Consider the following 23,902-nt stretch of genomic DNA (forward strand, 5'->3'; position numbering starts at 1 on the left):
ACCCGGCGGGAGCCGCAGGACGTTCACTCGTTCACGTGAATCGACCGAACACATGACCACACCGCCCCCGTTGCTGGGTAACGTGCGTCCTCCACCGGCCGGCAGGGCCGGACCGGAGCGGGCCAGGGGGAGGGGTGCGGAGATGACGGACGGTCCTTCGGAACAGGGCGGCGGGATGTCGCGGCGCAGGCTGCTCGCGGCGTCGGCCGCCGCGGGCGGCGGGATCTGGCTGCTGCGCGGGCTGGTCCGGCCGGGCAGCGCCCACGCGGCCTCGCCACCGCCGGGTTTTCCCGCCGGGCTCGACGTCTTTCAGCGCGTCTACGAGAACTGGGCGGGCGAGATCCGTACCGATCACCTGTGGACGTGCGCGCCGCGCAGCCCTCAGGAGGTCCTCGACGTCGTCAACTGGGCCCACACCGCCGGCTGGACGGTCCGCGCGCAAGGACAGCGGCACGGCTGGGCGCCCCTGACGGTGGCCGACGGCACATCCGCCGCGGCCCGGGTCGTCCTGCTGGACACCACCGCGCACCTCACCGCGATGTCGCTGGAGCAGCGGGCCGCCGACGGGTCGGCCCACGTGCGGGTCCAGACCGGCGTCTCGCTGGAGGCGCTGCTCGCGTTCGCCGGCGCCGGCGGGTACGGAGTCACCTCCGCGCCGGCGCCCGGCGACCTCTCGGTCGGCGGCGCGCTCGCCGTCGGTGCACACGGCACGGCCGCCCCCGCCGTCGGCGAGGACCCGCCGTCCGGCCACGGCTACGGCTCGCTGAGCAACCTGGTCACCGAACTGACCGCGGTCGTCTGGGACGCCGGCGCCGGCGGCTACGTCCTGCGAACCGTCGGCCGGGCCGAACCCGACTGCGCCGCGCTCCTCGCCCACCTCGGCCGCTCGTTCGTCACCGAGGCCGTCCTGCGGGTGGGTGCCGACCACAACCTGCGCTGCCAGTCCTTCCTGGACATCCCCGCCACCGAACTGTTCGCCGCGCCCGGCGCCCCGGCGGGCACGCGGACCCTGGCGGACTTCGTGGACCGCACCGGCCGGGTGGAGGCGATCTGGTTCGCCTTCACCGACCACCCCTGGCTGAAGGTCTGGAGCGTCTCCCCGAACCGGCCGCTCGCCGCCCGCGCGGTCGACGGGCCCTACAACTACCCCTTCTCCGACTCCCTCCCCGAACCGGTGGCCCGGCTGGCCGGGGACCTGGTCGCCGGCTCGTGGGCGAGCGCGCCGCTCTTCGGGCGGGTCCAGTACCTGCTGGCCAAGGTCGCGCTGACGGGCGACATCACCGACGTCCTGCTCTCGGGAACCCTCGTGCGGGACGTGCTGACCGGCGACGTGCTCACCCACCTGCTGGCGGGCGGCCTGCGCTCGGACCTGTGGGGCGCCTCCCGCAACCTGCTGCAGTACGTCCGGCCCACCACGCTGCGCGAGACCGCCGACGGCTACGCCGTCCTCACCCGCCGCGCCGATCTGCAGTGGGTGGTCAGCCGGTTCGCCGACTTCTACCGCACGCTGCTCGCCCGGTACGCGGCGCGCGGCGAGTACCCGGTCAACGGTCAGGTGGAGATCCGGGTGACCGGTCTGGAAGACCCGTCCGTGTCCGGCGTCCCCGGCGCGCGGCCGCCGCTGCTGTCCGCCGTGCGGCCGCGTCCCGACCGGCCGGACCTCGACACCGCCGTGTGGATCGACGTCCTCTCCCTGCCCACCACGCCCGCCCTGCACCGCTTCTACCGCGACATCGAGCAGTTCCTGCTGTCCCTGGACGGGGAGCGGGCGACGGTTCGCGTGGAGTGGTCCAAGGGCTGGGCCTACAGCGACACCGCCGCGTGGTCCGACCCGGACGTCCTCACCCGCGTCGTTCCCGCCGGCCACCGCGCCGGCGGCGGCCCGGGCTGGGACGACGCGGTGACGATCCTCGACCGGCTCGACCCCCACCACGTGCTGTCCACCCCGTTCCTCGACGCGCTGCTGCGCTGAACGGGCACGCCTCCAGCCCTTCCCGGCGCACCGGGGTCGCGTCCGCGACGTCAGCGGGGATGCGCCGGCGTCCGGCGGCCGTCGCGGCCCGGGGAAGCCGCCCGTGCGGCGGGCTCGCAGACGGTTGGCGGTGCGAGAGGCGGTCGCCCTCCAGGACGTGAGAGGCACACGCCGGGCGGAACCCGGAAGGACGGCCGGTCGCACGGTCCTCGTGGAGCAGGTCGCGGCTGGAGACCCTCCCTGAACCGTCAAGGTCCACGGTCAGGCTGTCCACTCCGACGGCTCGTCAGCCGAGACGTCCGCCCTTGCGGGGAGCCTGCCGGCGGTCACGTCTGCCAGGCCGCCTCGGAGTCGCCGAAAAGCACCGCGGGTGCCGGCAGCAGGAAGGTGCGGAGCGGGATCTCGAGCCACACCGGGTCGAACACCACGTCCATGGTGCGCTCCATCAGTGCGAAGGACGCGGCCCCGATGGAGCCCAGGTGAAAGGTCGCCCCTCGTGCCCAACCGGGTAGCTGCGGTTCGGGATCCATCCGGTCCGCGTCTTCCCTCTCGAACGGGTCGAAGGCGCCGTCGACCCGCCCGTCCACCGCGTGCATCACCTGGTAACGGGCGTTGACGCTGCTGTAGACGCTGAAGAACTCGCCGCCGACCGACGCGCGTCGAGCGATCTCCGGGATGCTTCCGTGGTAGCCGCACTCGACGGTGACGACATGCTGCCCGAATCCGAGGACCTGGAGGAGGTGGTGATTCTCGTAGAGATGCTCGGCCTGCTCGTCGGCGGCCTCGTCGAACGTCATGTCCCTGGAACTCACCGGATCGCCGCCGAAGGCTCTGATCACCTCCTCCTCGGTCCTGCCGGTGACCACGGAGGCGGTATGGGAAGCCACCTCGTCGGTGTCGGCCCACGCGTACCGGGCGACGAGTTCGTCCCACACCACGGCGTCTCCCCCTACTCTGCCGACTGTGCTTCCGGCTGCGGCAGGTTACCGCGCGGCGGAGCGTGACCGGCCGGCCGTGACCGGACGTCCGAGCACGGTACGGCGGGCTGCTCCCGAGGCGGGGTGCCGCTCCCCCGTGTCCCGAGGGCCGGTGCGGGCCGGATAGCGTTCCCCGACATGAAGATCGTGATCTGGTCCTTCCTTTCGCTGTCACTCGTCGTCGCCGCCATCGGCGGCCTGCTCGGCGCCGCAAAGGGGAACGACGCCCCCGACGTCATCCGTGGCCTGGCCGCCAGTGCCCTGTTCTCGTGGGGCGCTTGGGGCAGTTGGAAGAGGGCGTCCCGCCCCCGGACGCCGGAAATCGTCCCTGCCAGAGAACCGCGCCGGACACTTCGGCGGCGACGATGACTCACCCCTGCTGCTTGGCACTCGCCTGACGGTCACGTGACGTGCGTCGCTGGACGAGGACGCCTCACACCGCAGAGGACAGGTCTTCTCGCCATGGAGCTCGGCGAGTCGGGTCTTTGCCGGTCAGGGACGGTGGTCTCGTGCGCTCAGGGGTGTGGTGAAGGTCCCGTCTGCCCTTCGGGCAGACGACGCCGCTTTCGGAACACCCCTCTAGCCCACCCGCTGCATCGCTTTCCGGTGCCGTTCCGCCATCGTGGCTCCGGACTCGCGGCGCGCCATCCTGCGCAGGACGGATGGCGCGAGGAGCAGTCCGGCGACCGCCCAGGCGCCCAGTACGCCCGCTGTCTCCAGATGCCGCCAGGATGCGCCGATCTCGGCGGCGACCGCGTCGGCCGGCAGCAGCGCCGAGCGCAGACCGAGGCCGAGCCAGTACACGGGGAAGAGCTGCCCGACGGTCTGCAGCCACTCGGGCAGCTTCGACAGGGGGAAGTAGACGCCGGAGATCACGACGAGCCCCATCACCGGGAGCATCAGCAACCCGACGGTGCGCGGACTGTCGACGAGTGAGCCGACGACAGCGCCCATCGGCAGGGTCGACAGGAGACCCAGCGGCACCACCCACACCAGCGTCAGCAACGCTCCACCGCCCTGCCGGGCGACCCCGTCCACCAGGAACACACCGACGGCGAAGGGAAGGGCCATGGAGACGAGAGCCGTCCCCGACACCATGACGATCTTGCCGACCAGGTGGCCGACCATGCCGTGCGGCACGGCCTTGGCCCGCAGCAGGGTGCCGTCCTCGCGCTCGGTCGCGAGCAACTGCGCCGTGGTCATCATCCCGGTGAACGCGAGCGTCATCCCCAGCATGCTCGGCAACATGAACGCGCCGGCCGAGATGCCGGCGCCCTTCAGCGGATCGTCCCTGACCAGGAACAGGGGCACGACGAGCAGAACCGTCCAGAGCACGTAACCGAAAACGTCCTGGCCGGTGGTGAGAGTCTGCCGAAGTTCCGTCCAGCCGCGCCGCACTCCCACCACCGCCGCGTACCACACCGGACTCATCGCGATCCCTCCCCGAAAGCGTGCGCCGTCCGCTCATCGGGAACGCTCCCCGCCTCGAGCTCCCGCACCATCGTCAAGTAGATGTCCTCCAGGCTCGCCCGGCGTACCTCCAGCCCGCCGATCGCGTCGCCGTGCTCCTCGAACAGCCGGCGGACGAACCGGGTGGGCTCGGCCGTCGCCTCCTCGAAGGGCCGCCCGTCCCGCGTCCAGCGCACCGTGGCCTCGGCCGATGCCCGGCGCGACAGTTCCCCGGCCGAACCATCGGCCACGATCCGGCCACCGGCCAGGATCAGGATCCGGTCGGCGAGCCTCTCCGCCTCGGCAAGGTCGTGCGTGGTCAGCAGAACGGTGGTGTCCTCGTCCGCCAGCCCGCGTACCAGGCCGTGGAACTCGTTCCTCGCCTCCGGGTCCAGACCCGCCGTCGGCTCGTCCAAGAACAGCACCTCGGGCCGGCCCACGATGCCGACGGCCACGTCGAAACGCCTGCGCTGCCCACCGGACAGGGTTCCGACCCGCTTGTCCGCCTGTCCGGTCAGCCCGACGGCGGCGAGGAGCTCGTCGACGTCCCACGGCCGCCGCACGAGGGCCGTGGAGTACGGCGCGTAGTACGAGCCGAGATGGGCCAGCAGTTCCCGCACCCGCCACTTGCCGTGGTCGCGCCAGGACTGCAGCACGATGCCCAGGCGCGCACGCCACCGCTCGTCCCCGCGGGCCGGATCGACGCCGAGGACGGTCACGTCGCCGGCCGAACGTATCCGGAAGCCTTCCAAGACCTCGATCGTGGTCGTCTTGCCCGCGCCGTTCGGGCCGAGCAGCAGGACGACTTCGCCCCGCCGGGCCGTGAAGCCGACACCCTTCAACACGTCCTGGCCGCGGTAGCTCATCCGCAGATCCCGTACGTCGATGACCGTGTCGTTCTCCGGCGGTGGGCTTCCCCCACTTCCGGATAAGGCGTGAGCGGTCGCCATCGCTGTTCCCCCGTCCCTCTCGTGGTCCGTCTTCCGGGATCAGGAGCCGGAGGCCGTGCCGACGTCCGTGGTCACGGGATGTGTCTGCGGCGGTGGCTGCCGTTGCCACCCGGCAGCGGTCGCTCGGGCCCTCCCGGACGAACACATTACCGAACGGTTCAGGTGTCTCCTCCCGTTCCACCGCCCCGGCGAACGTTCCCGGTCGGAGCACCGGTGCCGTGACCGCGCAGGTCCACCGGGGTGCCGGTCGGGACGGGTGGCCCGGTGCGCCCTCGCCGCGGTGAGGGCACGGTCATCAGCCTGGCCGCGCTGAAGCCGATCCGCTCCTACGACCGCGGCGTGCTGTCCGAGCGCCACGTGGTGAGACGAGGGTGCCCCGGCAGTTCGGCGCGGCCGGTGGCCCACAACAGGGTGAGCCAGGGATCGGCACCGCCCGGAGCCTCCGGAAACAGCCGGGCGAGCACCCGCGAGCAGAGAGCGGAGGGCGGGGTCCAGGCGAGCCCGAAGCCTTCCGCCACATCGTGCGTGTGCACCAGCGTCTCCTGCAGCCCCAGCGCCGCGAAGCCCTCGGGGTCCGACACCCCGGCGGCGTGGTGGGCGCGGACCCGGGCAGGCGTCGTACGGACCATGGCGACCAGCAGCGCGCCGCACGCCTCCAGCACCTGCACCAGGCCGGCCGGACCCGCATCGCGCTCCGCGTGGACGAAGACCATGGGTGCGTCCGGCCTCTTCCGGCTCAGCGCGAAAGGCACATGGGTGTCCAGGGGCGGGCTCTGCGGCCCCAGCTGCACGGCGTAGTACAACAGGTCGTTGGCGAGGTGCTCGACGGTCTCCCAGCAGTCCCACTCCAGCGAACCGGCCTTGCCGCCCCACCCCTTCGGGGGTGCGTCCCGAAGGAGGCCCGCGGCGAGCCGCACGGCGAGGCCGACGTCGTCCGCGGTGACGGGAGACGGGACCGATCCGGTTTCGACTGATCGAGACATGACAGCACCGTACCGCGACGGAGACGACCCGGTTCAGGTCGTCGTCAGGGTCGGCCCGCGCAACCGGCGCGGTGAACACCCTTCGGACGGTCCGGTCCTCGGGGCTCACCGGGCGACGAGCGTCCCGCACGGACCCATAGGACAGTAAGAACCATGAACCGTCACCGACGTACGCACCGACGGGCTCCGTGGATCGCGGGCGGTGCCGTCGTGCTCGCCCTCGGCGGTGTCGGCGTATGGGCCCTGGTGGCGCAGGACAACGACACCCCTCGTCCGGAGCCTTCCTCCTCGACCGACCTGTCCCTGCCGACGCCGAGCCCCCCACCGACCTGGAGGCCCAAGCCCGAGACGCCGAGCACGCCACCGCCGACAGCGAGGGAATCGCGCCCGACCGGATCGACACCCGCGACCCCGCACCCGACCGGATCGACACCCGCGACCCCGCACCCGACCGGATCGACACCCGCGACCCCGCACCCGACCGGATCGACGCCCGCGAGCCCGCGCCCGACCGCGCCGACGGGGGCGGGCCGTACCCGTCCGGTCGAACCGCCCGACGAGCGGGCGACAGCGACGGACGGAACCGGGCAGCGGCAGCCGTCCGCACACCAGCCCACGTCCCACCGGACGACGGCAGGAGCGACGGCAACGGCGGACGCGTCCGCCGGTCGGACACGGGAAGCGAGCCCGCCCCACACCCGGCCCGTGGCGCCCACACCCTCGGCCCGGCCCCCGCGGACCGTGACGACACCGGCACCGGTGGGGCCGTCGAGGTCGTCGATGCCCGTACCGTCCGCCTCCGCCGCCACCCCCCTCCCCCGGCCGGTGACGCCGACACCGACGCGCGGCGGCAGCGAGCCGGCCACCACGTGGTACACGTCCACGACAGCGGTGGCCGCCGCTCGGCGGATGGCGGCGGCGGGGACGGTCGGCGACCCGGCGTGCTCGATGGCGGCCGTGGGGCGGCCGGACCCGAGCCTGGTCCCGCAAGGCGGCCGTATCGGCATCGGCCACTACGGGCACTACTGGTGCCTGATCTGGTAGGGCGGGGCGGTCCCCGGCCCTGTCGTGTCGGCCGACCGGGCGGGACGGTGGTCTTCGAGCCGATCACGTTCCGGGTACCTGGCCGCCAGGGCGCCGCCGGCAGGTCGCGCCCGAGCCGGGGCACAGCTCCCGGGGCAGGTACTCCCACCGGAGGTCCTGGGCGGTGAGCCTGCCGGGGGCCGTCGCGCTCCTCACTCGGACCTCCGCACCAGAACGCCCGGTGTGACCTGAGATATACCGTTTGACCGGCGGTTGTGCGTAGCCTGATCGACTGCTCCCGCATCCGGTGCCGCGGCACCGGGCGCGCGTCCCGTCGATCGTTCAGGAGACCTGTGCGTCCCCGAGTACTCTCCGCCCTCTGTACGGCTCCTCCCCGGCCCGTCGCCCTGGCGGGCGGCGCGCTGGCCATCGGCACAGGCGGCCTGTACCTCGCCGCGCTGCTGCTCACCGGCGGTGAGATCGAGGCGGGCACGACGGTGCGCGGCGTGGACATCGGAGGGCTGAGCCGCGAGGAAGCCACCCGGAAGCTGGAGCAGCACCTGGTGACGGCCGGCCCGCGGAAGCTGACCGTGCGGGTCGGCGACCGCACGGGCACGGTCGATCCGCGGCAGGCGGGGCTCACCTTCGACATCCGGGGAACCCTTGACCGGGCGGCGTCCACCGGCGCCGATCCGGTCAGTGCGATCGGCGGGCTGTTCCGCTCGGGCGGTGACCTCGAGCCGGTCGTGCGGATCGACGAGGACAAGGCCCGTGCCGCCGTCGGGAAGCTGGCCGAGACCCTCGACCAGAAGGTCCGCGACGGCGCCGTCTCCTTCGCCGGAGGGCGTGTCGAGCAGGTCGCCCCGCGGACCGGGTACGCGCTGGACACGGACGCCGCGATCGGCGCTCTGCGCGCTCCCTTCCTGCGCGGCGCGGCCGACTCGGTCACGGTGCTGCCCGTGCGCGAGACCAGGCCGGACGTCACGGCGGAAGGGATACGACGGGCGGTGCGCGAGTTCGCGCGGCCCGCGATGTCGGCACCGGTCACCCTCACCGCGGGCGGCAAGCGGTTGACGATCACCCCGGCCGTGCTGGGCGAGTACCTGACGATGCGGCCGGACGACGCCGGCGGACTCACCCCGGAACTCGACAGCGCGGGCCTGCGCGCCGCCCCCGAGGTGAGCGGCGCCCTGAAGGGCCTGCCCACCACCCCCCGGAACGCGCGGCTGGGGCTCGAGGGCGACAAGGCCGTGGTGACCGCCGACGCCACACCGGCCGTGGAGGTCACCGACAAGGCCCTGGGCAAGGCCGTCCTGCCCCTGCTCACCCGGTCGGGCACCGCCCGCACCGGCAAGGTGGCCACGCGGCAGGTCCAGCCGGAGGTCACCCGCGAGAACGCGGCACGTCTGGGGCTGACCGAGAAGATGTCCTCCTTCACCGTCGACTTCGAACCGGCCGCCTACCGCACGACGAACATCGGCCGGGCCGTGGAGCTCATCAACGGCTCCGTCGTCATGCCGAACGAGACCTGGAGCTTCAACCGGACCGTCGGCGAGCGCACCGAGGCCAACGGTTTCGTCGAGGGCATCATGATCCTCGACGACCGGTACACCAAGGCGCCCGGCGGCGGGGTCTCCGCGGTGGCCACGACCGTCTTCAACGCGATGTTCTTCGCCGGCGTCAAGCCCGTCGAGCACGGCGCCCACTCCTTCTACATCGAGCGCTACCCCGAGGGCCGCGAGGCGACGGTCGCCTGGGGCAGCCTCGACCTGAGGTTCACCAACGACTCCGGCAAGGCCGTCTACATCCAGGCCGAGTCCACCGACACCTCGGTCACCATCACCTTCCTCGGCACGAGGAAGTACGACGCGATCACGTCCGTCAAGGGGCCGCGCACCCACGTGCAGCAGCCGGCGAAGAAGGTGAGCACCGCCGAGAGCTGCGTGCCGCAGACCCCGCTCGAGGGCTTCGACGTCACCGTCGCGCGGGTCTTCAGCGACGACGGCCGGGAAGTGAGGAGGGAGCCTTTCCGCACCCACTACACCCCGCGCGACGAGATCACCTGCGAGTAAGGACCGGGCAGCGTCGACGACGCCGGTGTGCACGGGAGAGACGGGACCGGGCGGGTGCAGGACGTGATCCCGCCGGCGTCACCACGCGTCGTCGACGACGGCGGTACCGCCCCCTGGTGCCCCCGAGCGCGCCGCGATCAGGCGGGACGCTCAGTCGAGACAGAACTCGTTGCCCTCGACGTCCTGCATCACGAGGCACGACTCGTTGTCCTCGTCGGCGAGCAGGAGTCGCAGGCGCACCGCGCCGAGTGCGACCAGCCGTGCGCATTCGGCCTCGAGGACGGCCAGGCGCTCCTCGCCCACGAGTCCGGTGCCGACCCGCACGCCGAGGTGCAGGCGATTCTTGACGGTTTTGCCCTCGGGGACGCGCTGGAAGAACAGCCGCGGCCCCACACCGGAGGGATCGGCGCAGGCGAACCACGCATCCCGATCCGCAGGCGGCAGCGAGCGGTTGTAATCGTCCCAGGTGTCGAACCCCTTCGGTGGCGAGGGGACGACGTATCCCAGTACCTCGCACCAGAAGCGAGCGACGCGCTCGGGTTCCGCGCAGTCGAAAGTCACTTGGAACTGCTTGATCGATGCCATCGGCCCACCGTAACAGGGCGACTCGGCTGCTCAATTTCCTTTTCGCACAGGCAGGTTGGCGGGAGGACGGCCCTCGGCTGCGACCACCGTCCGCCGCCCCGTCCACCGTCTGGGTACGGCGCACCGGGCGACTGAGCAATCGAACGGGTACGCGGCACCGGACGCCCCGGCCATCGCGGAGAACGTGGCCCGGGTGCGCCGTACGCGAAGGCCGAGGGCGGTCCGGAGGCGGATCGCCGGCGACCGGACGCGCCCTCCTCACGGGCCCGCGCACCACCCGTGTGCGGGCCGGGTGCATCCGGCAGGGGCCGCGCCGACGAACCACCTCCGACCGACACCGCACCGTGCCGCACACCACGAGGTCCTCATGTCCGCTTCCCCACCCCCGCAGCCCGAGTCCGTCTGGGACTACCCCCGGCCGCCCGCCGTGCGGGAGGACGCCCGCCGCGTGCGCGTCGAGTGCGGCGGGCTGCTCGTCGCGGACACCGGGAGAGCGGTCCGCGTGCTGGAGACCAGTCACCCACCGGTGTTCTACGTCCCCGCCGCGGACGTGCGTCTCGACCTGCTGCGCCCTGCCTCCGGCGGCACCTGGTGCGAGTGGAAGGGCGAGGCGCGGTACTGGGACGTGGTGGTGGGTGACGACGTGCGCGGGCGAGCTGCCTGGAGCTACCCCCGGCCCGCTCCCGCCTACGGACCGATCACGGACTGCTTCGCCTTCTACCCGAGCCGGGTGGACCGCTGCACGGTCGAGGGCGAGGAGGTGCGGGCGCAGGACGGCGACTTCTACGGCGGCTGGATCACCCAGGACGTGCGCGGTCCCTTCAAGGGAGCACCCGGAACGCTCACGTGGTGAGGGGGGCACGTCGCCCCGTGTCCCCGCCCGGCCGTCCCGCACCCGTACTCGCCCTCGGTGTCGGCGTCGGCGTCGGCGTCGGCGTCGGCGTCGGCAGCATCGGCATCGGCCCGGATGCGGACGTGTCATGGCGGCAGCGCCGGCTTCGGCAGTGCCCACTCGTCGTCCGCCGGGTCCTCCTGCGCGGTGGACGTCCTCACAGAGCGAGTGCATAGGATCGGCACGTGGCACTGCGACCTGTACAGGTGAACATCAAGGCGGTCGACAGCTCGGCGGTCGGCCGGTTCTGGGCGGAGGCCCTCGGCTGGCATGCCTACCACCCCGGCGTGACCACCTACGTCGGTCCCGGCGGGGGCCTCGTCTGGCCGGACCCGGTCGGCATCGGCATCGACGTCGTTCCCGTCCCGGAGCCGGGGACGGCGGTGAAGAACCGGGTGCATCTGGATCTGGCGACCGCTTCCGAGGGTCATCGGGCGGAGTTGGTGGCGCGGTTGACGGGGCTCGGGGCGAGGCCCGTGGACGTGGGGCAGGGTGAGGTGCCGTGGACGGTCCTGGCCGATCCGGAGGGCAACGAGTTCTGTGTGCTGGAGCCGCGGGAGGTCTACCGGGACACCGGGCCGATCGCCGCGGTGGTGGTCGACTGCGTGGATCCGCGGGCCATGGCCCGTTTCTGGGGCGCGGCGATTGACTGGACGCTGCACGAGGTGAGCGACGAGCACGCGGTGCTGCGTGCGGCGGAGGGGGTCGGCCCCTACCTGGAGTTCCTGCGCACGCCGGGTGCGAAGACCGTACCGGACCGCGTCCACCTCGACCTGCTGCCCCACCCCGGTGACGACAAGGCGGCGGAGGTGGCCCGGCTGCGTGCCCTGGGCGCCACCGACCTCGACCTCGGCCAGGGCGACGTCCCCTGGACCTGCCTGAGCGACCCGGAAGGTCACGAGTTCTGCGTCCTGGCCCCGTCCTGACGCACGGCCCCCGCCGAACCGCCGGCGGCTCCTCAGGCCGCCACGGCGGGCAGCCGTCCCGCGCCGACGGCGTCCACGAGGGCCCGGTGGTCCCGCTCGTTCTGGTCGGCGTACTGCTCGGCGAACGTCACCAGGGCCCGGTCGAAGGAGTCGCCGCCGCCCAGGTACGCGGCGATGGCGATGCGGTCACCGGACCTGGCGTGCGCGCGGGCGAGTGTCGCGCCGCACAGGGCGCCGAACGTCCGCATGCCCCGCGGCACCATGTCCTCGGCCACCGCGACCCCCTTCCAGTCCCGCAACTGCCGTACGTAGAAGTCGCGCTGACGGCCGTCGATCCCCTCGACCCGCTCCCAGCCCAGGAAGATGTCGCTGGTGGCCTGCATCAGCCGCTGCCCGGAGACGACCCGCTCCCCCTGCGTCGGGTACCCGGTGTCACCGACGTGGGGTGCCAGCACCGACTCGTCGGCCTCCTTGGCCTGGAGGAACAGCGGGTCCTCCTCGTCGCGCCCCAGCAGCAGCACGATCCAGCACCGGGTGCCCACGCTGCCGACCCCGACGACCTTGCGCGCCATGTCGGCCACCCGGTACTGCTCCAGCAGGAACCGGCGGTCCGAGGGGAGAGTCCTGCCGTAACGCTCGATCAGGCGGCTGATCTGCTCCTCCAGCCGGCTGCGGCGGTCGTCCGGCAGCAGGTCCTCGAGCGGGGTGACGAGCGGGGGATCGGGAGTGATGCGGCGCCTGCCGTCGACGACGCGGGTGAGCTTGGCGAAGGCCTGGAGGGTGTCGCGCGAACGGGCCTTGGTCACGGCCTGCCCCCAGCGTTCGCGGCCCCGCGCGGACAGGTCCGCACCGAACCGGGCCCGCACCCAGTCCACGTCGAACTGGGCGTACCACACGGCCAGGTTGCCGGTCCCGGCGAAGGACCGCATGCTCTCGCGGTAGGACCGCACGGTGGCCCGTACGATCGCGGCCCGCTCCTTGGTGCTGAAGCCGTTCGCGCGGCCTGCGATGACGAGGCTGGCGGCCAGGCGCTTGACGTCCCACTCCCAGGGGCCCGGCAGCGTCTCGTCGAAGTCGTTGATGTCGAACATGAGGCGGCGCTCGGGCGACGCCAGCAGCCGGAAGTTCAACATGTGCGCGTCGCCGCACAGCTGGGTCCGCAACCCCGTCGTCGGCGTGCCCGCGAGGTCCGACGCCATGATGGCGGCGGCCCCCCGGTAGAACCGGAACGGCGACTCGGACATCCTTCCGTAGCGGACGGGCACCAGGTCGGGCAGCCGGGTGGCCGACTGCCGTTCGATGATCTCCAACGGGTCGGGCCGTTTCCGCTCCGGCACGAACTCCGCGTGGCTGGAGCGGGGTGCGGTGGCCCGCGCCGCCCTGCCGAGCGCGGCTCGCTCCTGCGGGGTGCGGTGCGCCGCGTGTGCGTCCAGGTGGCTCTCGGTCATGGCGGTGACTCCCGTGCGAGGTCGGCTCCGGGCGGGGCTGTGGCGGGGGCGGGGCGCGCGCTGCCGCCGGGGGGTGCCAGGTCCCGGCGGACCGCCGGGACGGATTCTCCGGGCGGACTCCGCGCCCGGCGTCCGCGGCGGACGCCGGCCCGCCGTACCGAAGGACCGGCGCCGCCTGCCCGGCCGGCTCTCGGGGCTCTCGGGGCTCTCGGGGCTCTCGCACTCAACGTATCCCCGAAAGGGGGCACCCTGCGAGCCGGGTCACAGGGCGGCGGGACGTCCCCCGGGGCCGGTGGACGAGCCCCCGGAGCCGGGGGACGGGCCGGCGTGGTCGACGGGCGGGCCCCCGGGGCCGGTGGACGGGCCGGCGTGGTCGTCGTCCAGGAACTCGCGGATCGCGAAGCCCACCAGGGTGAGCACCGCCGTCCACACCACGACCGCCGTGGTCGGGTAGGACCAGGTGAACAGGACGATCGCCGCGACGACCAGGACGGCCACCCCGATCCAGCGCTTGAAGCGGTGGACGAACCGTCCGACCGGACCGAGACGCAGCCCCGCCGAGATCGCCGTGCCGCGCAGGGCGCCGATGCTCCTGCGGCAGCCGGTCCGCGTGAGGACGGCGATCCGGGACGGCCCGGCCAGGAAGGCCCCCAGGGCGGTGAAGAGGGCGGCCGCGGCGAGGGCGCGCACGCCGGCCCGCAGGAATCTGACCAGCGCGTCGTACACGGATCCCGCGGCCGCCTGGGACACACCGGAGGGCAGACGGTCGAGGTAGACGTCCCGGGTCACGGTGAGGGCGATGCCGAGAACCAGCATGGCCGCGAACACCGCCAGCCCGGCCCCGATCAGCGCGTGCCGGCGGTTGAACGCCACGTACACCCCGGCGGCGGCGACCAGCAGGGCGATGAGGGGCAGCCAGCCGCCGAGGATCTCCAGCACGCGGACGTAGGTCCTGATCTCGCCGATGTCCTGCGACGCGAACACCACGAAGTCGGTGTGGACGTCCGGGATCTTCGCGGCGGGCGAGAAGCCGGCGGCGACCAGCCGGTCCTTGACCTCGGCGACGATCGGTCCCAGGTCGATGACGACCTGGTCGTTCTTCAGTTCGACCGGTCCGTCGGCCTGCCCGGTCAGGGCCTTGTCGAGCGCCGAGTGCGCCCTGCGGTTGGCGTCGACCCACACGGTCTCGAAGGCGTCGCTGGTGACCACCCGCTCCACGGTGCTGCCGACCAGTTGCCTGAGCCCGTTCTCGATCGGGCCGTCGAGATCGCCCAGCAACTCGGCCAGCCGTGGCGGGACCCCCTGCTGCGCGGCCGCGTCGGTGAGCTGTTTGACCAGCGCGTCCACGTCGACCTGGGCCAGCACGGCGTCGGTGACCCGGTTGGTGACCGCCTTCTGCACGTCGGGATCGCCGGCCAGCGGCCCGACGGTGGCGACGTAACGGTCCGTGTCCTGCACGATGCTGTTCGCCCACACCGCCACGACGGACAGCAGCGACAGCAGGGCCGCGACGAGGATCAGCAGGGCCGAGCCGAGCGAGCGCAGCGGATGGTGCCGGTGGGCCCCGGGAGGCCCGGCGGATTCCAACGCCCTGACGCGGCGGCGCAGCTCGCCCAGTTCGCCGCGCTCCGCTGCCGAGAGCCGTTCGTCACCGCTGTCGCTCATGGCCCTCAGCAGAACCATCCGGTGCGTGACGTGCGACCTGGGCGAACCAGACGGGTGACCGGCGTACCGAGGTGCGGGGCCAGGTGGGTGATGCTGCAATGGGGGTGGGCGGGGAGCGCCCGGGGGCAGCCGCGAACCTCGGAGGTGACGCCGTGAGCGAGGATGTCGACGAAGTGGGCCCCATCGACTACCTGGTCGTCGAGTTTCCCGGGAACCGCATGACCGGCGAGGGTCTTCCCCTCCTGGTCGACCTGGTGGACCGCGGAATCATCCGGATCATGGATATGACCTTCGTCAGGAAGGACGACGACGGGTCCGTGACGGCGATGGAGATCGCCGACCTCACCGGCGACGGCCGACTCGACCTGGCCGTCTTCGAGGGCGCGTCCTCAGGGCTGCTGGGCCGGGACGACATCGAGGAGGCGGCCACGGCGCTGGAGCCCGGCTGTTCCGCCGGCATCCTGGTCTACGAGAACGTGTGGGCCGCCCCCTTCGCCGCCGCCCTGCGCCGCGGCGGAGCCAGGCTGGTCGCCTCCGGGCGCATTCCCGTCCAGGCCCTCGCCGCCGCCCTCGACGAGACCGAGGCCGCTCGCTGAACCGCGACCGAGGTGACCGACGCACTGAAGGGAGCCGGTCGTGCCAGGACTCATCCGCGGGGTGGCCCGCACCGCCGTCGTCGCCGGAACGGCCACCGCCGTGTCGAACCGCGTGTCACGACGTCAGCAGGGGCGCTGGGCGGCGCAGCAGGGGTACGGGACGACGCCACCGCCGGCCTACGCCGAACCGCCGGCGCAGCCGCCGGCGACGGACATGACGAGCAAGATCGAGCAGCTGAAGCAGCTCGGTGACCTCAAAGCCCAAGGGGTGCTCACGGAGGCCGAGTTCGAGGAGCAGAAGCGCAGGCTCCTGGAGGCGTGACGCACCGCGCCGCGCTCGCGTGGGCACGCGAGCGCGACGGGGCGCGGGTCTACGGGCTCTCCAGCCAGTCGGTGTACCAGGTGCGGAAGTCGGGGCTCACCGGCACGAAGCCGCCCCAGTCCGGGTCGATCTGCCAGACCTGCCCGGCCGACGGGCCGTTCAGGACCAGCCGGACGCCGATGCCGCACCCCTGTTCGGCCAGCATGAGCGTGCCCCGGGTGAGCGCATCGGCCGCCGGGCCGATGCGGACGGGCCGGGGACCGGTGAGCGGGAACGCCCCGGCGAGTCGCCCCGGCTGCCGGTCCTCCTCCCACTCGTCGTCCACGGCCCACTCCTCGCCGGCCTCGCCGGGCTGCGGGCGGGGGAGGATCAACGGCATCAGCCCGTGGCACGGTCCCGCGGGGCCGTCACCCACCTCCGCGACGAAGGACCGGTACTCCCCCGGCAGACCGACGCCGTGGCATTCCTCGAACTTCCGTATCTCCGCCTCCGGCAGCCGCGGGGCCAGCGCGTACCGGTGCGTGTCCGCCCCGAAGCGCCTGTGCCCCGGGTCCCGCGCCGCCATCGCGCGGATCCGCGCGCGTACGCCGTCCGCGTCCCAGGTTCCCATCCGCCGACCGTAGCGGTGGGCGGGTGGTCCCCGGTCCGCCCCGTCCTCACGTCGGACGGCGGCGTACGCGCGCCGGCGTCCTTCTCCACGGCTCAGCCGGCTGCCGCCGGGAGGGTGAGCCTGCCGTCGCGCACTTCGGCGACCTTGTCGACGGAGGCGAGGTGGGCGGGGTCGTGGGTGACCAGGACGGTGGCGGTGGCCCGCTGGTGGGTGAGGCGGGTGATCAGGTCGATGACGGCGGCGCCGCGTTCGTGGTCGAGGGCGCTGGTGGGTTCGTCGACCAGGAGCACGGTGGGGTCGTTCATGAGGGCGCGGGCGATGTTGACGCGCTGGCGCTGGCCGCCGGAGAGCTGGTGGGGGCGTCGGTGCGCCTGGCCGGCCAGGCCGACCGCGTCCAGGAGTTCCATGGCCCGGTCGCGGACGGTGCGGGGCTTGCGGCCGTCGATCCGGGCGATGACCTGGAGCTGTTCGACGGCGGTGAGGGAGGCGATGAGGTGGGGCTGCTGGAAGACGATGCCGATCCTGCGGCGGCGCAGGGCGGCGAGTTCGCCGCGGCTCAGGCCGGTGGTGGGGGTGCCGTCGACGGTGACGGTGCCGGCGTCGGGCGTGACGAGGGTGGCGGCGACGGCCAGGAGGCTGGACTTGCCGGAGCCGGAGGGGCCGACCACGGCGGTCAGGGTGCCCCGGGGAACCTCCAGGCTGACCCGGTCGAGAGCGGTCAGCCGGGTGTCGCCGTCGGCGTAGGTGAGGGTGACGTCGGTCAGGTCGAGGCTCATCGGGCGCTCCCCAGGGCGGTCAGCGGGTCGACGGAGGTGATGCGCCGGACGGACAGCGCGGCCCCGAGCGCGCCGAGGAGGATCGTCACGGCGGCCGGGAGGAGGACGGTGGCGGGGCTGAGGAGGAACGGCACGGCCGATCCGGCGACGAGCGCCCCCAGGGCGGCGGCGAGGCCGGTGCCGAGCAGGGTGCCGCCCGTGAGCAGGACGACGGCCTGGCCGAGGGCGTCCTGGAGGAGGCCGGCGGTCGAGGCGCCCAGGGCCTTGAGGACGGCGACGTCGCCGCTGCGCTGGATCGTCCACACGGTGAAGAAGGCGCCGACGACGAGGGCGGAGATGGCGAACAGGAAGCCGCGCATCAGTTGCAGGGAACCGTTCTCGGAGGCGTAGGAGCCGATCGCGGTCAGTGAGTCGTCGAGGGAGACGGTCCTGGTGCCGGCCTGCTCGTCCGTGGCCGCCACATCGGCCCGGGAGTCGGTGCGCAGGGCGATGACGGTGGCGGTCGGGCCGTCGCCGGTTCCGGTGGGCGGCGCGGTCCGCTGCCAGGTGGGCAGGCTGGTCCAGATCACCGGGATGTGGCTGAAGTGGGCGTCGCCCCGCACGGCGGCCACCCTCAGCTCCCGGCCGGCCAGGGTGAGCAGGTCGCCGGCCCCGACGCCGAGGGCGTCGGCGGCCGTGGTGGACAGCACCACCGACGCGTCGTCGATCTCGTCGCTCGCCGGGGCGAGGCGGGAGCCGCGTGCGACGCCGAACGCGGAGACGCCGGTGCTCCGGCCCCCGGCGACGGCCTTGGTGGTGGTGATGCCCAGCGGTTCGGCGCTCTCCACCCCGGGCGCCTCGGACCACCGCCGCCACTGCTCCTCGGTGACGGTGGAGTCGGAGTACGACAGGTCCTGTCCGTCGGCGGGAGCCCGGAAGGCGATCCTGTCCGCGGGCAGGGACGTGATCGCGGAGGTGTTCTGCCGGCCCAGACCGGCGGTCAGCCCGGACAGCAGTCCGACCAACAGGGTGATCAGTACGATGACGGTTCCCATCAGGGCGAAGCGCCCCTTGGCGAACCTCAGGTCTCTCCAGGCGACGAACACGGCGTCGTCCGTCCTCTCTCGCGGCGCGGGCGGTGTGTCTCCACCCTGGCCGCCGGCCCCCCGCGCGCGCGTCCGGCGCAGGACGGCACTTCGGCGGCCGAAGGACGGCACGCGGGTTGTACCTTTCGACGGAGGCCCCCGGGAGGTCGCCTCCGTAGCCTGGGAGGCACTGTGAACATCGCCGCCCCCACCCTGACGCCGACCCCCCGGGCGCTGGCCTGGTGCCTGCACCTGCTGGTCGTCTGCCTGCTCGCCCTGGCCGCCGGCCGGGCCCTCACCGCCGGCCGGCCCCATGCCGGGGCGATCGCCGCCGCGGCCGCGGTGTGCGGTCTGGTGTACGCCGCCGGACCGCTCCTGCCCCGCGTCCGTTCCTCCCGGCCCGCCGCCGCCTGGTGGCTGGCCGCCGTGGGCACGGTGTGGCTGGTGCTGCTGACCCTGTCCCCCGACGCCGTGTGGGTGGCGTTCCCGCTGTACTTCCTCCAGCTCCACCTGCTGCCGCGCCGCGCCGGGCTCGCCGCCGTGGCCGCCACCGCGGCGGCGGCCGTCACCGGCTTCGCCGCCCATCAGCACTCCTTCGGTCCCGCCATGGCCATCGGCCCCGCGCTCGGCGCCGCCGTCGCCGTCGCCGTGGTGTGGGGGTACCAGACCTTGTACCGGGAGAGCGAGCGGCGCAGGCGCCTGATCGAGGAGCTCACCGCCACCCGCGCCGACCTGGCGCGGGTCCAGCACACCGCCGGGGTGCTGGCCGAACGCGAACGCCTGGCCCGCGAGATCCACGACACCCTCGCGCAGGGCCTCACCAGCATCCAGCTCCTGCTCCGCGCCGCCGAACGGGCTCTCCCCGGGGCACCGCAGGACGCGGCCCACTACGTCGAGCAGGCGCGGCAGGCCGCCGTCGACGACCTCGCCGAGGCCCGCCGCTTCGTCGCCGCCCTCAGCCCGCCCGCCCTGGAGAGCACCACCCTGGCCGGCGCCCTGGAACGCCTGTGCGCCACCACCGGCGCCCGGCACCGGCTCACCGCGCGCTTCCACCTCGCCGGCACCCCCGTACCGCTGGCGACCGCGCAGGAGGTGGCGCTGCTGCGCATCGCCCAGTCCGCCCTGGCGAACACCGTCCGGCACGCCGGGGCCACCGCCGTCGACGTCACGCTCGGCCGCGCCGGCGAAGAGGTCGTCCTCGACGTCGTCGACGACGGACGCGGCTTCGACCCGGCCCGTCCGCCCGGACCCGCCCCCGAGGGCGGGGGGTTCGGCCTGGCCGCCATGCGCGCCCGGGCCCGGGCGCTCGGCGGCACCCTCACCGTCGTGTCCGCCCCCGGCCGCGGCACTGCCCTGGCCGCCCGGCTGCCCCTCGTCCCACCCTCCGAACCGAAGGCCCGTCCGTGACCGACCACTCCATCCGCCTGCTCGTGGCCGACGACCACCCCGTGGTCCGGGCCGGGCTGCGCGCCGTGCTGCAGACCGAGGACGGCATCGAGGTGGTGGCCGAGGCCGCCACCGCCGAGGAGGCCGTCGTCCGCGCCGCCCGGGGCGACATCGACGTCGTCCTGATGGACCTCCAGTTCGGCGGGGGGATGAACGGCGCCGAGGCCACCGCCCGGATCACCGCCCTGGCGGACGGCCCCCGCGTACTGATCGTCACCACCTACGACACCGACGCCGACACCCTTCCCGCGATCGAGGCCGGTGCCACCGGCTACCTCCTCAAGGACGCCCCGCCCGAGGACCTCGCCGCCGCCGTACGCACCGCCGCGGCGGGGCGCACCATCCTGGCGCCCACCGTCGCGGACCGGCTGATGCACCGGCTGCGCACCCCCGGCACCGCCCTGACCCGGCGCGAGACGGAAGTCCTCACCCTGGTCGCCGCGGGCCTGTCCAACCAGGCCGTCGGCGCCCGCCTCCACCTGACGGAAGGGACCGTCAAGTCCCACCTGGCCCGTGTCTACGCCAAGCTCGACGTCGACTCCCGCACCGCCGCCGTCGCCACCGCCACGCAACTCGGCCTGATCCGCCGCTGACCGGGCGCCGGCACCGGCCCCCGCGGGTCGGCCCGCAAACCGGTCCGCAGGCGGCCTCCGGCCGGTCGTGGCGGCAGCGGCCGGAGCGGCTCCGCGCCTGGCGCGGGTGGCGGGGGCGTGGCCCGCGCGGTTCCCGGCGGGGCGCGGGAGAAGCGACGGGAGCGGCTCCGCGCACGGCGTGGACGCCAGGGCCGTGGCCCGCGCGGTTCCCGGCGGGGCGCGGGAGGCGGGACCGTCGTCGGAGACCGCCCCCGGGCCCGCCCGGGGGCCGTGCGCGACCCGGTGGCCGGCGCCCACCCGGTCGCGCGCGGAGTCCGGGTGGGCGCCGGCGGTCGCGGGCGTCCCGCCGGGCACGCCGCCGGCGCGGAGCGGGCCTGTCAGCGGCCGGCCGCCGCCGTCCGGTGGGCGGCCGGGGACGCGTCGCCGCGGCCGTCGGTGCCGAGCGCGCGCAGGATCTCCTCCACGCTCTGTTTGGCGTCGCCGAAGAGCATGCCGCTGTTCTCGCGGAAGAAGAGCGGGTTCTGCACGCCCGCGTAGCCGGAGGCCATGGAGCGCTTGAAGACGATGACCTGCTCGGCCTCCCAGACCCGCAGCACCGGCATGCCGGCGATCGGGCTGCCCGGGTCGTCGGTGGCGGCGGGGTTGACGGTGTCGTTGGCGCCGATGACCAGGACGACCGAGGTGTCGGTGAAGTCGTCGTTGATCTCGTCCATCTCCAGGACGATGTCGTACGGCACCTTCGCCTCGGCCAGCAGCACGTTCATGTGACCGGGCAGGCGCCCGGCGACGGGGTGGACGCCGAAGCGGACCTCGACCCCCCGCTCGCGCAGCCGCAGCGTCAGCTCCGCGACCGGGTGCTGGGCCTGCGCGACGGCCATGCCGTATCCGGGCGTGATGATCACCGACCGGGCCCGGGCCAGCATCTCGGCCGCCTCCGCGGCCCGCACCTCACGGTGCTCGCCGTGGTCCGTCCCGTCCGCGGACGGCGCCTCGATGCCGAAGCCGCCGGCGATGACGGAGAGGAACGACCGGTTCATCGCCCTGCACATGATGTACGACAGGTAGGCACCGGAGGATCCCACCAGCGCGCCCGTGACGATGAGCAGGTTGTTGTCGAGCAGGAAGCCGGCCGCGGCCGCCGCCCAGCCCGAGTAGCTGTTCAGCATGGAGACGACGACCGGCATGTCGCCGCCGCCGATGGAGGCGACCAGGTGCCAGCCGAGCGCCAGCGCCAGCGCGGTCACCGCGATCATCAGGGGCAGGCTCGGGCTGATCGTGAACCAGACGGTCAGCCCGGCGAACGCCGCGAGCGCGCCGATGTTCAGCGCGTTCTTGCCCGGCAGCACCAGGGGGCTGGACCTGATGCGCGCCGAGAGCTTCAGGAACGCGACGATCGAGCCGGTGAACGTGACCGCGCCGATGAAGACGCCGATGAGCACCTCGGCGTGGTGGATGCCCAGCAGGTCGGCGCCGACCCGGGTCTGCGCGGCGCCGTGGGCCTCCACCTCCAGGTAGCTGTTCCAGCCGACCAGCACGGCGGCGAGTCCGACGAAGCTGTGCAGGACCGCGATCAGTTCGGGCATCTGCGTCATCTCGACGCGGCGGGCGCGCCACAGGCCCGCCGCCGCGCCGAGCGCCATCGCCAGCACGATCAGGGCGACCGCTCCGGCGGTGATGCTCTGCGCCGCCACGACCACGGTGGCGACCAGGGCGAGGGCCATGCCGGCGATGCCGTAGACGACGCCGGCGCGGGAGGTGCGGTGCTGGGACAGGCCGGCCAGGCTGAGGATGAACAGCAGGGCGGCGACCAGGTCGGCAGCGTGTGAGGCCGTCAGGGATGTCATCTCGGCTCAGCCTTTCGAGAACATGGACAGCATGCGGCGGGTGACGGCGAAGCCTCCGAAGATGTTGACGCTCGTCAGCAGGACGGCCACGAAGGACAGCGTGGTGACGATCCGGCTCTCGTGCCCGATCTGCAGCAGGGCGCCGATGACGACGATGCCGGAGATCGCGTTGGTCACCGACATCAGCGGGGTGTGCAGCGCGTGGTGCACCTTGCCGATGACGTAGTAGCCGATGACCACGGCCAGCGCGAACACGGTGAAGTTCTCGGCGAGTTGCGCGGGGGCGAAGGCCACCAGCAGGAACGTCGCGAGCATCCCGAGCCCGATCAGGCCGAAGCGCCGTGCGGGCGTCGGTCCCGGCTGCCTCACCTCGGGCGCCGGGGGTGCGGCCGCGGGCTGCGCGGCGGGCGCGGCCGAGACCGCGACGGGCGGCGGCGGCCAGGTGACGTCACCGGCGCGCACCACGGTCACCGCCCGCTGCACGACGTCGTCGAAGTCGATGACCGGCTGCCCGTCCTTGCCGGGAGTGAGCAGCTTCATCAGGTTCGCCAGGTTGGTGCCGAACATCTGCGAGGCCTGGGCCGGGAGCCGGGAGGCCAGGTCGGTGTAGCCGATGATGGTGACGCCGTTGTCGGTCACCACCGTCCGCCCCGGAACGGTGCCCTCGACGTTGCCGCCCATCGCGGCGGCCATGTCGACGATGACGCTGCCCGGCTTCATGACGGCCACGTCCCGGGCCGTCAGCAGGCGCGGTGCCGGCCGGCCGGGGATCAGGGCGGTGGTGATCACGATGTCCACGTCCTTGGCCTGCTCGTGGTAGAGCTCGGCGGCGGCGCGGTCGTAGTCGGCGGAGGTCGCCTTGGCGTAGCCGTCGGTGCTCGCCTCCTGGGCGGCTTCCACCGGCAGGTACTCGCCGCCCAGCGACTTCACCTGGTCCGTGACCTCGGGCCGCGGGTCGGTGGCGCGCACGATCGCGCCAAGGCTGGAGGCGGCGCCGATCGCCGCGAGCCCGGCCACGCCGGCGCCGGCCACCAGCACCTTCGCCGGCGGGACCTTGCCCGCCGCGGTGACCTGGCCGGTGAAGAACCGTCCGAAGACGTGCGCGGCCTCGACGACCGCGCGGTAGCCGGCGATGTTGGCCATCGAGGACAGCACGTCCATCGACTGGGCCCGCGAGATGCGCGGCACCGCGTCCAGCGCCAGGGCGGTCACCCCGGCGTCGGCGAGCGCCCGGAGCAGGTCGGGGTTCTGCGCCGGGCTCAGCAGGGCGACCACGGTCGCCCCCCTTCGCAACCGGCGGATCTCCGTGTCGGAGGGGGCGTTCACCTTGAGGACGACATCCGCGTCCCAGGCCTCGCCGATCCCCGCGCCGGCCTCGGCGTACGCCTGGTCGCCGAAGCCGGAGGCCTCACCGGCCCCGGACTCGACGACGACCTCGTAGCCGAGACCCAGCAGCAGTCGCACCGTTGCCGGGGTCGCCGCGATCCGCGTCTCCCCGGAGACGGACTCGGCCACCACGCCGATGCGCCGGGGAGGGTGCTGTGAGGGTTCTTGAGCAGACATGTCCTGTATCTCTCGTCAGAGGAGGGTGCGGAAGGGAGATCTGCGCTCGGGGGCGGGTGGGGACGTCCTCCCCCGTGATCGCTGGAACCTACCCGCCGGACGGGTGCGGGCCAACGCGAACGGACGGTGACGTGGTTCACCTTGCG

At 73.4% G+C, this 23,902-nt stretch carries 22 protein-coding genes; 10 read left to right on the plus strand and 12 right to left on the minus strand.

All coding sequences use genetic code 11. The features are described 5' to 3' along the window. The first annotated feature begins 142 nt into the window (after window positions 1-142). On the plus strand, window positions 143-1,972 hold the full coding sequence (locus tag ACF09K_RS16230; RefSeq protein WP_392244039.1) for a cholesterol oxidase substrate-binding domain-containing protein: 1,830 nt from the start codon (window positions 143-145) through the stop codon (window positions 1,970-1,972). Between the two features lie 326 nt (window positions 1,973-2,298). Here the strand turns inward: ACF09K_RS16230 and ACF09K_RS16235 are convergent, their stop codons facing one another. Next, window positions 2,299-2,910: a DUF6461 domain-containing protein gene (locus ACF09K_RS16235; RefSeq protein WP_392244041.1), complete on the minus strand. Its 612-nt coding sequence runs from the start codon at window positions 2,908-2,910 to the stop codon at window positions 2,299-2,301. Window positions 2,911-3,087: 177 nt separating this feature from the next. Here ACF09K_RS16235 and ACF09K_RS16240 point away from each other — a divergent pair, with 177 nt between their 5' ends. Then, window positions 3,088-3,318 (plus strand): hypothetical protein, encoded by a 231-nt coding sequence (locus tag ACF09K_RS16240; RefSeq protein WP_392244043.1) that lies wholly within the window; start codon window positions 3,088-3,090, stop codon window positions 3,316-3,318. A gap of 210 nt (window positions 3,319-3,528) precedes the next feature. On the opposite strand, the gene ACF09K_RS16245 is transcribed toward ACF09K_RS16240, so the two are convergent. From ACF09K_RS16245 to ACF09K_RS16255, 3 genes are all read right to left on the minus strand, one after another. After that, entirely contained in the window at window positions 3,529-4,380 is an 852-nt protein-coding gene (locus tag ACF09K_RS16245) for an ABC transporter permease (protein WP_392244045.1), read from the minus strand. Then, the gene (locus tag ACF09K_RS16250) at window positions 4,377-5,348 is read right to left on the minus strand and encodes an ABC transporter ATP-binding protein (protein WP_392244046.1); all 972 of its coding nucleotides are present in this window, start codon (window positions 5,346-5,348) and stop codon (window positions 4,377-4,379) included. The genes ACF09K_RS16245 and ACF09K_RS16250 overlap by 4 nt, the downstream gene beginning before the upstream one ends. A 326-nt stretch (window positions 5,349-5,674) precedes the next feature. Beyond that, window positions 5,675-6,331, minus strand: coding sequence for a hypothetical protein (locus tag ACF09K_RS16255; RefSeq protein ID WP_392244048.1), 657 nt, complete (start codon window positions 6,329-6,331; stop codon window positions 5,675-5,677). A 780-nt stretch (window positions 6,332-7,111) separates the two neighbouring features. Here ACF09K_RS16255 and ACF09K_RS16260 point away from each other — a divergent pair. Together ACF09K_RS16260 and ACF09K_RS16265 are read left to right on the plus strand one after the other, a co-directional pair. Beyond that, window positions 7,112-7,375 (plus strand): hypothetical protein, encoded by a 264-nt coding sequence (locus ACF09K_RS16260; RefSeq protein ID WP_392244050.1) that lies wholly within the window; start codon window positions 7,112-7,114, stop codon window positions 7,373-7,375. 332 nt (window positions 7,376-7,707) lie between these two features. Further along, window positions 7,708-9,426, plus strand: a complete 1,719-nt coding sequence (locus ACF09K_RS16265; protein WP_392244051.1) for a VanW family protein — start codon at window positions 7,708-7,710, stop codon at window positions 9,424-9,426. A 150-nt stretch (window positions 9,427-9,576) separates the two neighbouring features. Here ACF09K_RS16265 and ACF09K_RS16270 read toward each other — a convergent pair whose 3' ends face one another. Then, complete coding sequence (locus ACF09K_RS16270) at window positions 9,577-10,011, minus strand: VOC family protein (RefSeq protein WP_392244053.1); 435 nt, start codon at window positions 10,009-10,011, stop codon at window positions 9,577-9,579. A 367-nt stretch (window positions 10,012-10,378) separates the two neighbouring features. Between ACF09K_RS16270 and ACF09K_RS16275 the strand changes: the two genes are divergently transcribed. Both ACF09K_RS16275 and ACF09K_RS16280 read left to right on the plus strand, forming a co-directional pair. Further along, complete coding sequence (locus ACF09K_RS16275; protein WP_392244055.1) at window positions 10,379-10,864, plus strand: DUF427 domain-containing protein; 486 nt, start codon at window positions 10,379-10,381, stop codon at window positions 10,862-10,864. A gap of 224 nt (window positions 10,865-11,088) precedes the next feature. Further along, window positions 11,089-11,829 (plus strand): VOC family protein, encoded by a 741-nt coding sequence (locus ACF09K_RS16280; protein WP_392244056.1) that lies wholly within the window; start codon window positions 11,089-11,091, stop codon window positions 11,827-11,829. Between the two features lie 32 nt (window positions 11,830-11,861). Here ACF09K_RS16280 and ACF09K_RS16285 read toward each other — a convergent pair whose 3' ends face one another. Both ACF09K_RS16285 and ACF09K_RS16290 read right to left on the minus strand, forming a co-directional pair. After that, on the minus strand, window positions 11,862-13,277 hold the full coding sequence (locus ACF09K_RS16285; RefSeq protein ID WP_392244058.1) for a DUF2252 domain-containing protein: 1,416 nt from the start codon (window positions 13,275-13,277) through the stop codon (window positions 11,862-11,864). A gap of 261 nt (window positions 13,278-13,538) precedes the next feature. Next, window positions 13,539-14,942, minus strand: coding sequence for a hypothetical protein (locus ACF09K_RS16290; RefSeq protein ID WP_392244059.1), 1,404 nt, complete (start codon window positions 14,940-14,942; stop codon window positions 13,539-13,541). Between the two features lie 218 nt (window positions 14,943-15,160). On the opposite strand from ACF09K_RS16290, the gene ACF09K_RS16295 reads away from it, so the two are divergent. Beyond that, window positions 15,161-15,538 carry a DUF6325 family protein gene (locus tag ACF09K_RS16295; protein ID WP_392244528.1) on the plus strand — a complete coding sequence of 126 codons (378 nt, stop codon included), beginning with the start codon at window positions 15,161-15,163 and terminating at the stop codon, window positions 15,536-15,538. Between the two features lie 40 nt (window positions 15,539-15,578). Beyond that, window positions 15,579-15,860, plus strand: coding sequence for an SHOCT domain-containing protein (locus tag ACF09K_RS16300; protein ID WP_392244061.1), 282 nt, complete (start codon window positions 15,579-15,581; stop codon window positions 15,858-15,860). Between the two features lie 49 nt (window positions 15,861-15,909). On the opposite strand, the gene ACF09K_RS16305 is transcribed toward ACF09K_RS16300, so the two are convergent. From ACF09K_RS16305 to ACF09K_RS16315, 3 genes are all read right to left on the minus strand, one after another. Beyond that, the gene (locus tag ACF09K_RS16305; RefSeq protein WP_392244063.1) at window positions 15,910-16,470 is read right to left on the minus strand and encodes an SMI1/KNR4 family protein; all 561 of its coding nucleotides are present in this window, start codon (window positions 16,468-16,470) and stop codon (window positions 15,910-15,912) included. Window positions 16,471-16,562: 92 nt separating this feature from the next. Further along, window positions 16,563-17,246 carry an ABC transporter ATP-binding protein gene (locus ACF09K_RS16310; RefSeq protein WP_392244064.1) on the minus strand — a complete coding sequence of 228 codons (684 nt, stop codon included), beginning with the start codon at window positions 17,244-17,246 and terminating at the stop codon, window positions 16,563-16,565. Then, window positions 17,243-18,331: an ABC transporter permease gene (locus ACF09K_RS16315; RefSeq protein ID WP_392244066.1), complete on the minus strand. Its 1,089-nt coding sequence runs from the start codon at window positions 18,329-18,331 to the stop codon at window positions 17,243-17,245. The genes ACF09K_RS16310 and ACF09K_RS16315 overlap by 4 nt, the downstream gene beginning before the upstream one ends. A 171-nt stretch (window positions 18,332-18,502) precedes the next feature. Between ACF09K_RS16315 and ACF09K_RS16320 the strand changes: the two genes are divergently transcribed. Next, complete coding sequence (locus ACF09K_RS16320; protein ID WP_392244068.1) at window positions 18,503-19,717, plus strand: sensor histidine kinase; 1,215 nt, start codon at window positions 18,503-18,505, stop codon at window positions 19,715-19,717. Further along, entirely contained in the window at window positions 19,714-20,349 is a 636-nt protein-coding gene (locus ACF09K_RS16325; RefSeq protein ID WP_392244069.1) for a response regulator, read from the plus strand. Before ACF09K_RS16320 ends, ACF09K_RS16325 begins: the two co-directional genes overlap by 4 nt. 377 nt (window positions 20,350-20,726) lie before the next feature. Here the strand turns inward: ACF09K_RS16325 and pntB are convergent, their stop codons facing one another. Beyond that, on the minus strand, window positions 20,727-22,193 hold the full coding sequence (gene pntB / locus ACF09K_RS16330; RefSeq protein WP_392244070.1) for a Re/Si-specific NAD(P)(+) transhydrogenase subunit beta: 1,467 nt from the start codon (window positions 22,191-22,193) through the stop codon (window positions 20,727-20,729). Window positions 22,194-22,199: 6 nt separating this feature from the next. Continuing rightward, window positions 22,200-23,756 carry a Re/Si-specific NAD(P)(+) transhydrogenase subunit alpha gene (locus ACF09K_RS16335; protein WP_392244072.1) on the minus strand — a complete coding sequence of 519 codons (1,557 nt, stop codon included), beginning with the start codon at window positions 23,754-23,756 and terminating at the stop codon, window positions 22,200-22,202. Between the last annotated feature and the right edge of the window lie 146 nt (window positions 23,757-23,902).

The organism is Streptomyces sp. NPDC014882 (genome assembly GCF_043081325.1).
In the GTDB taxonomy this organism is placed as follows: Bacteria; Actinomycetota; Actinomycetes; order Streptomycetales; family Streptomycetaceae; genus Streptomyces.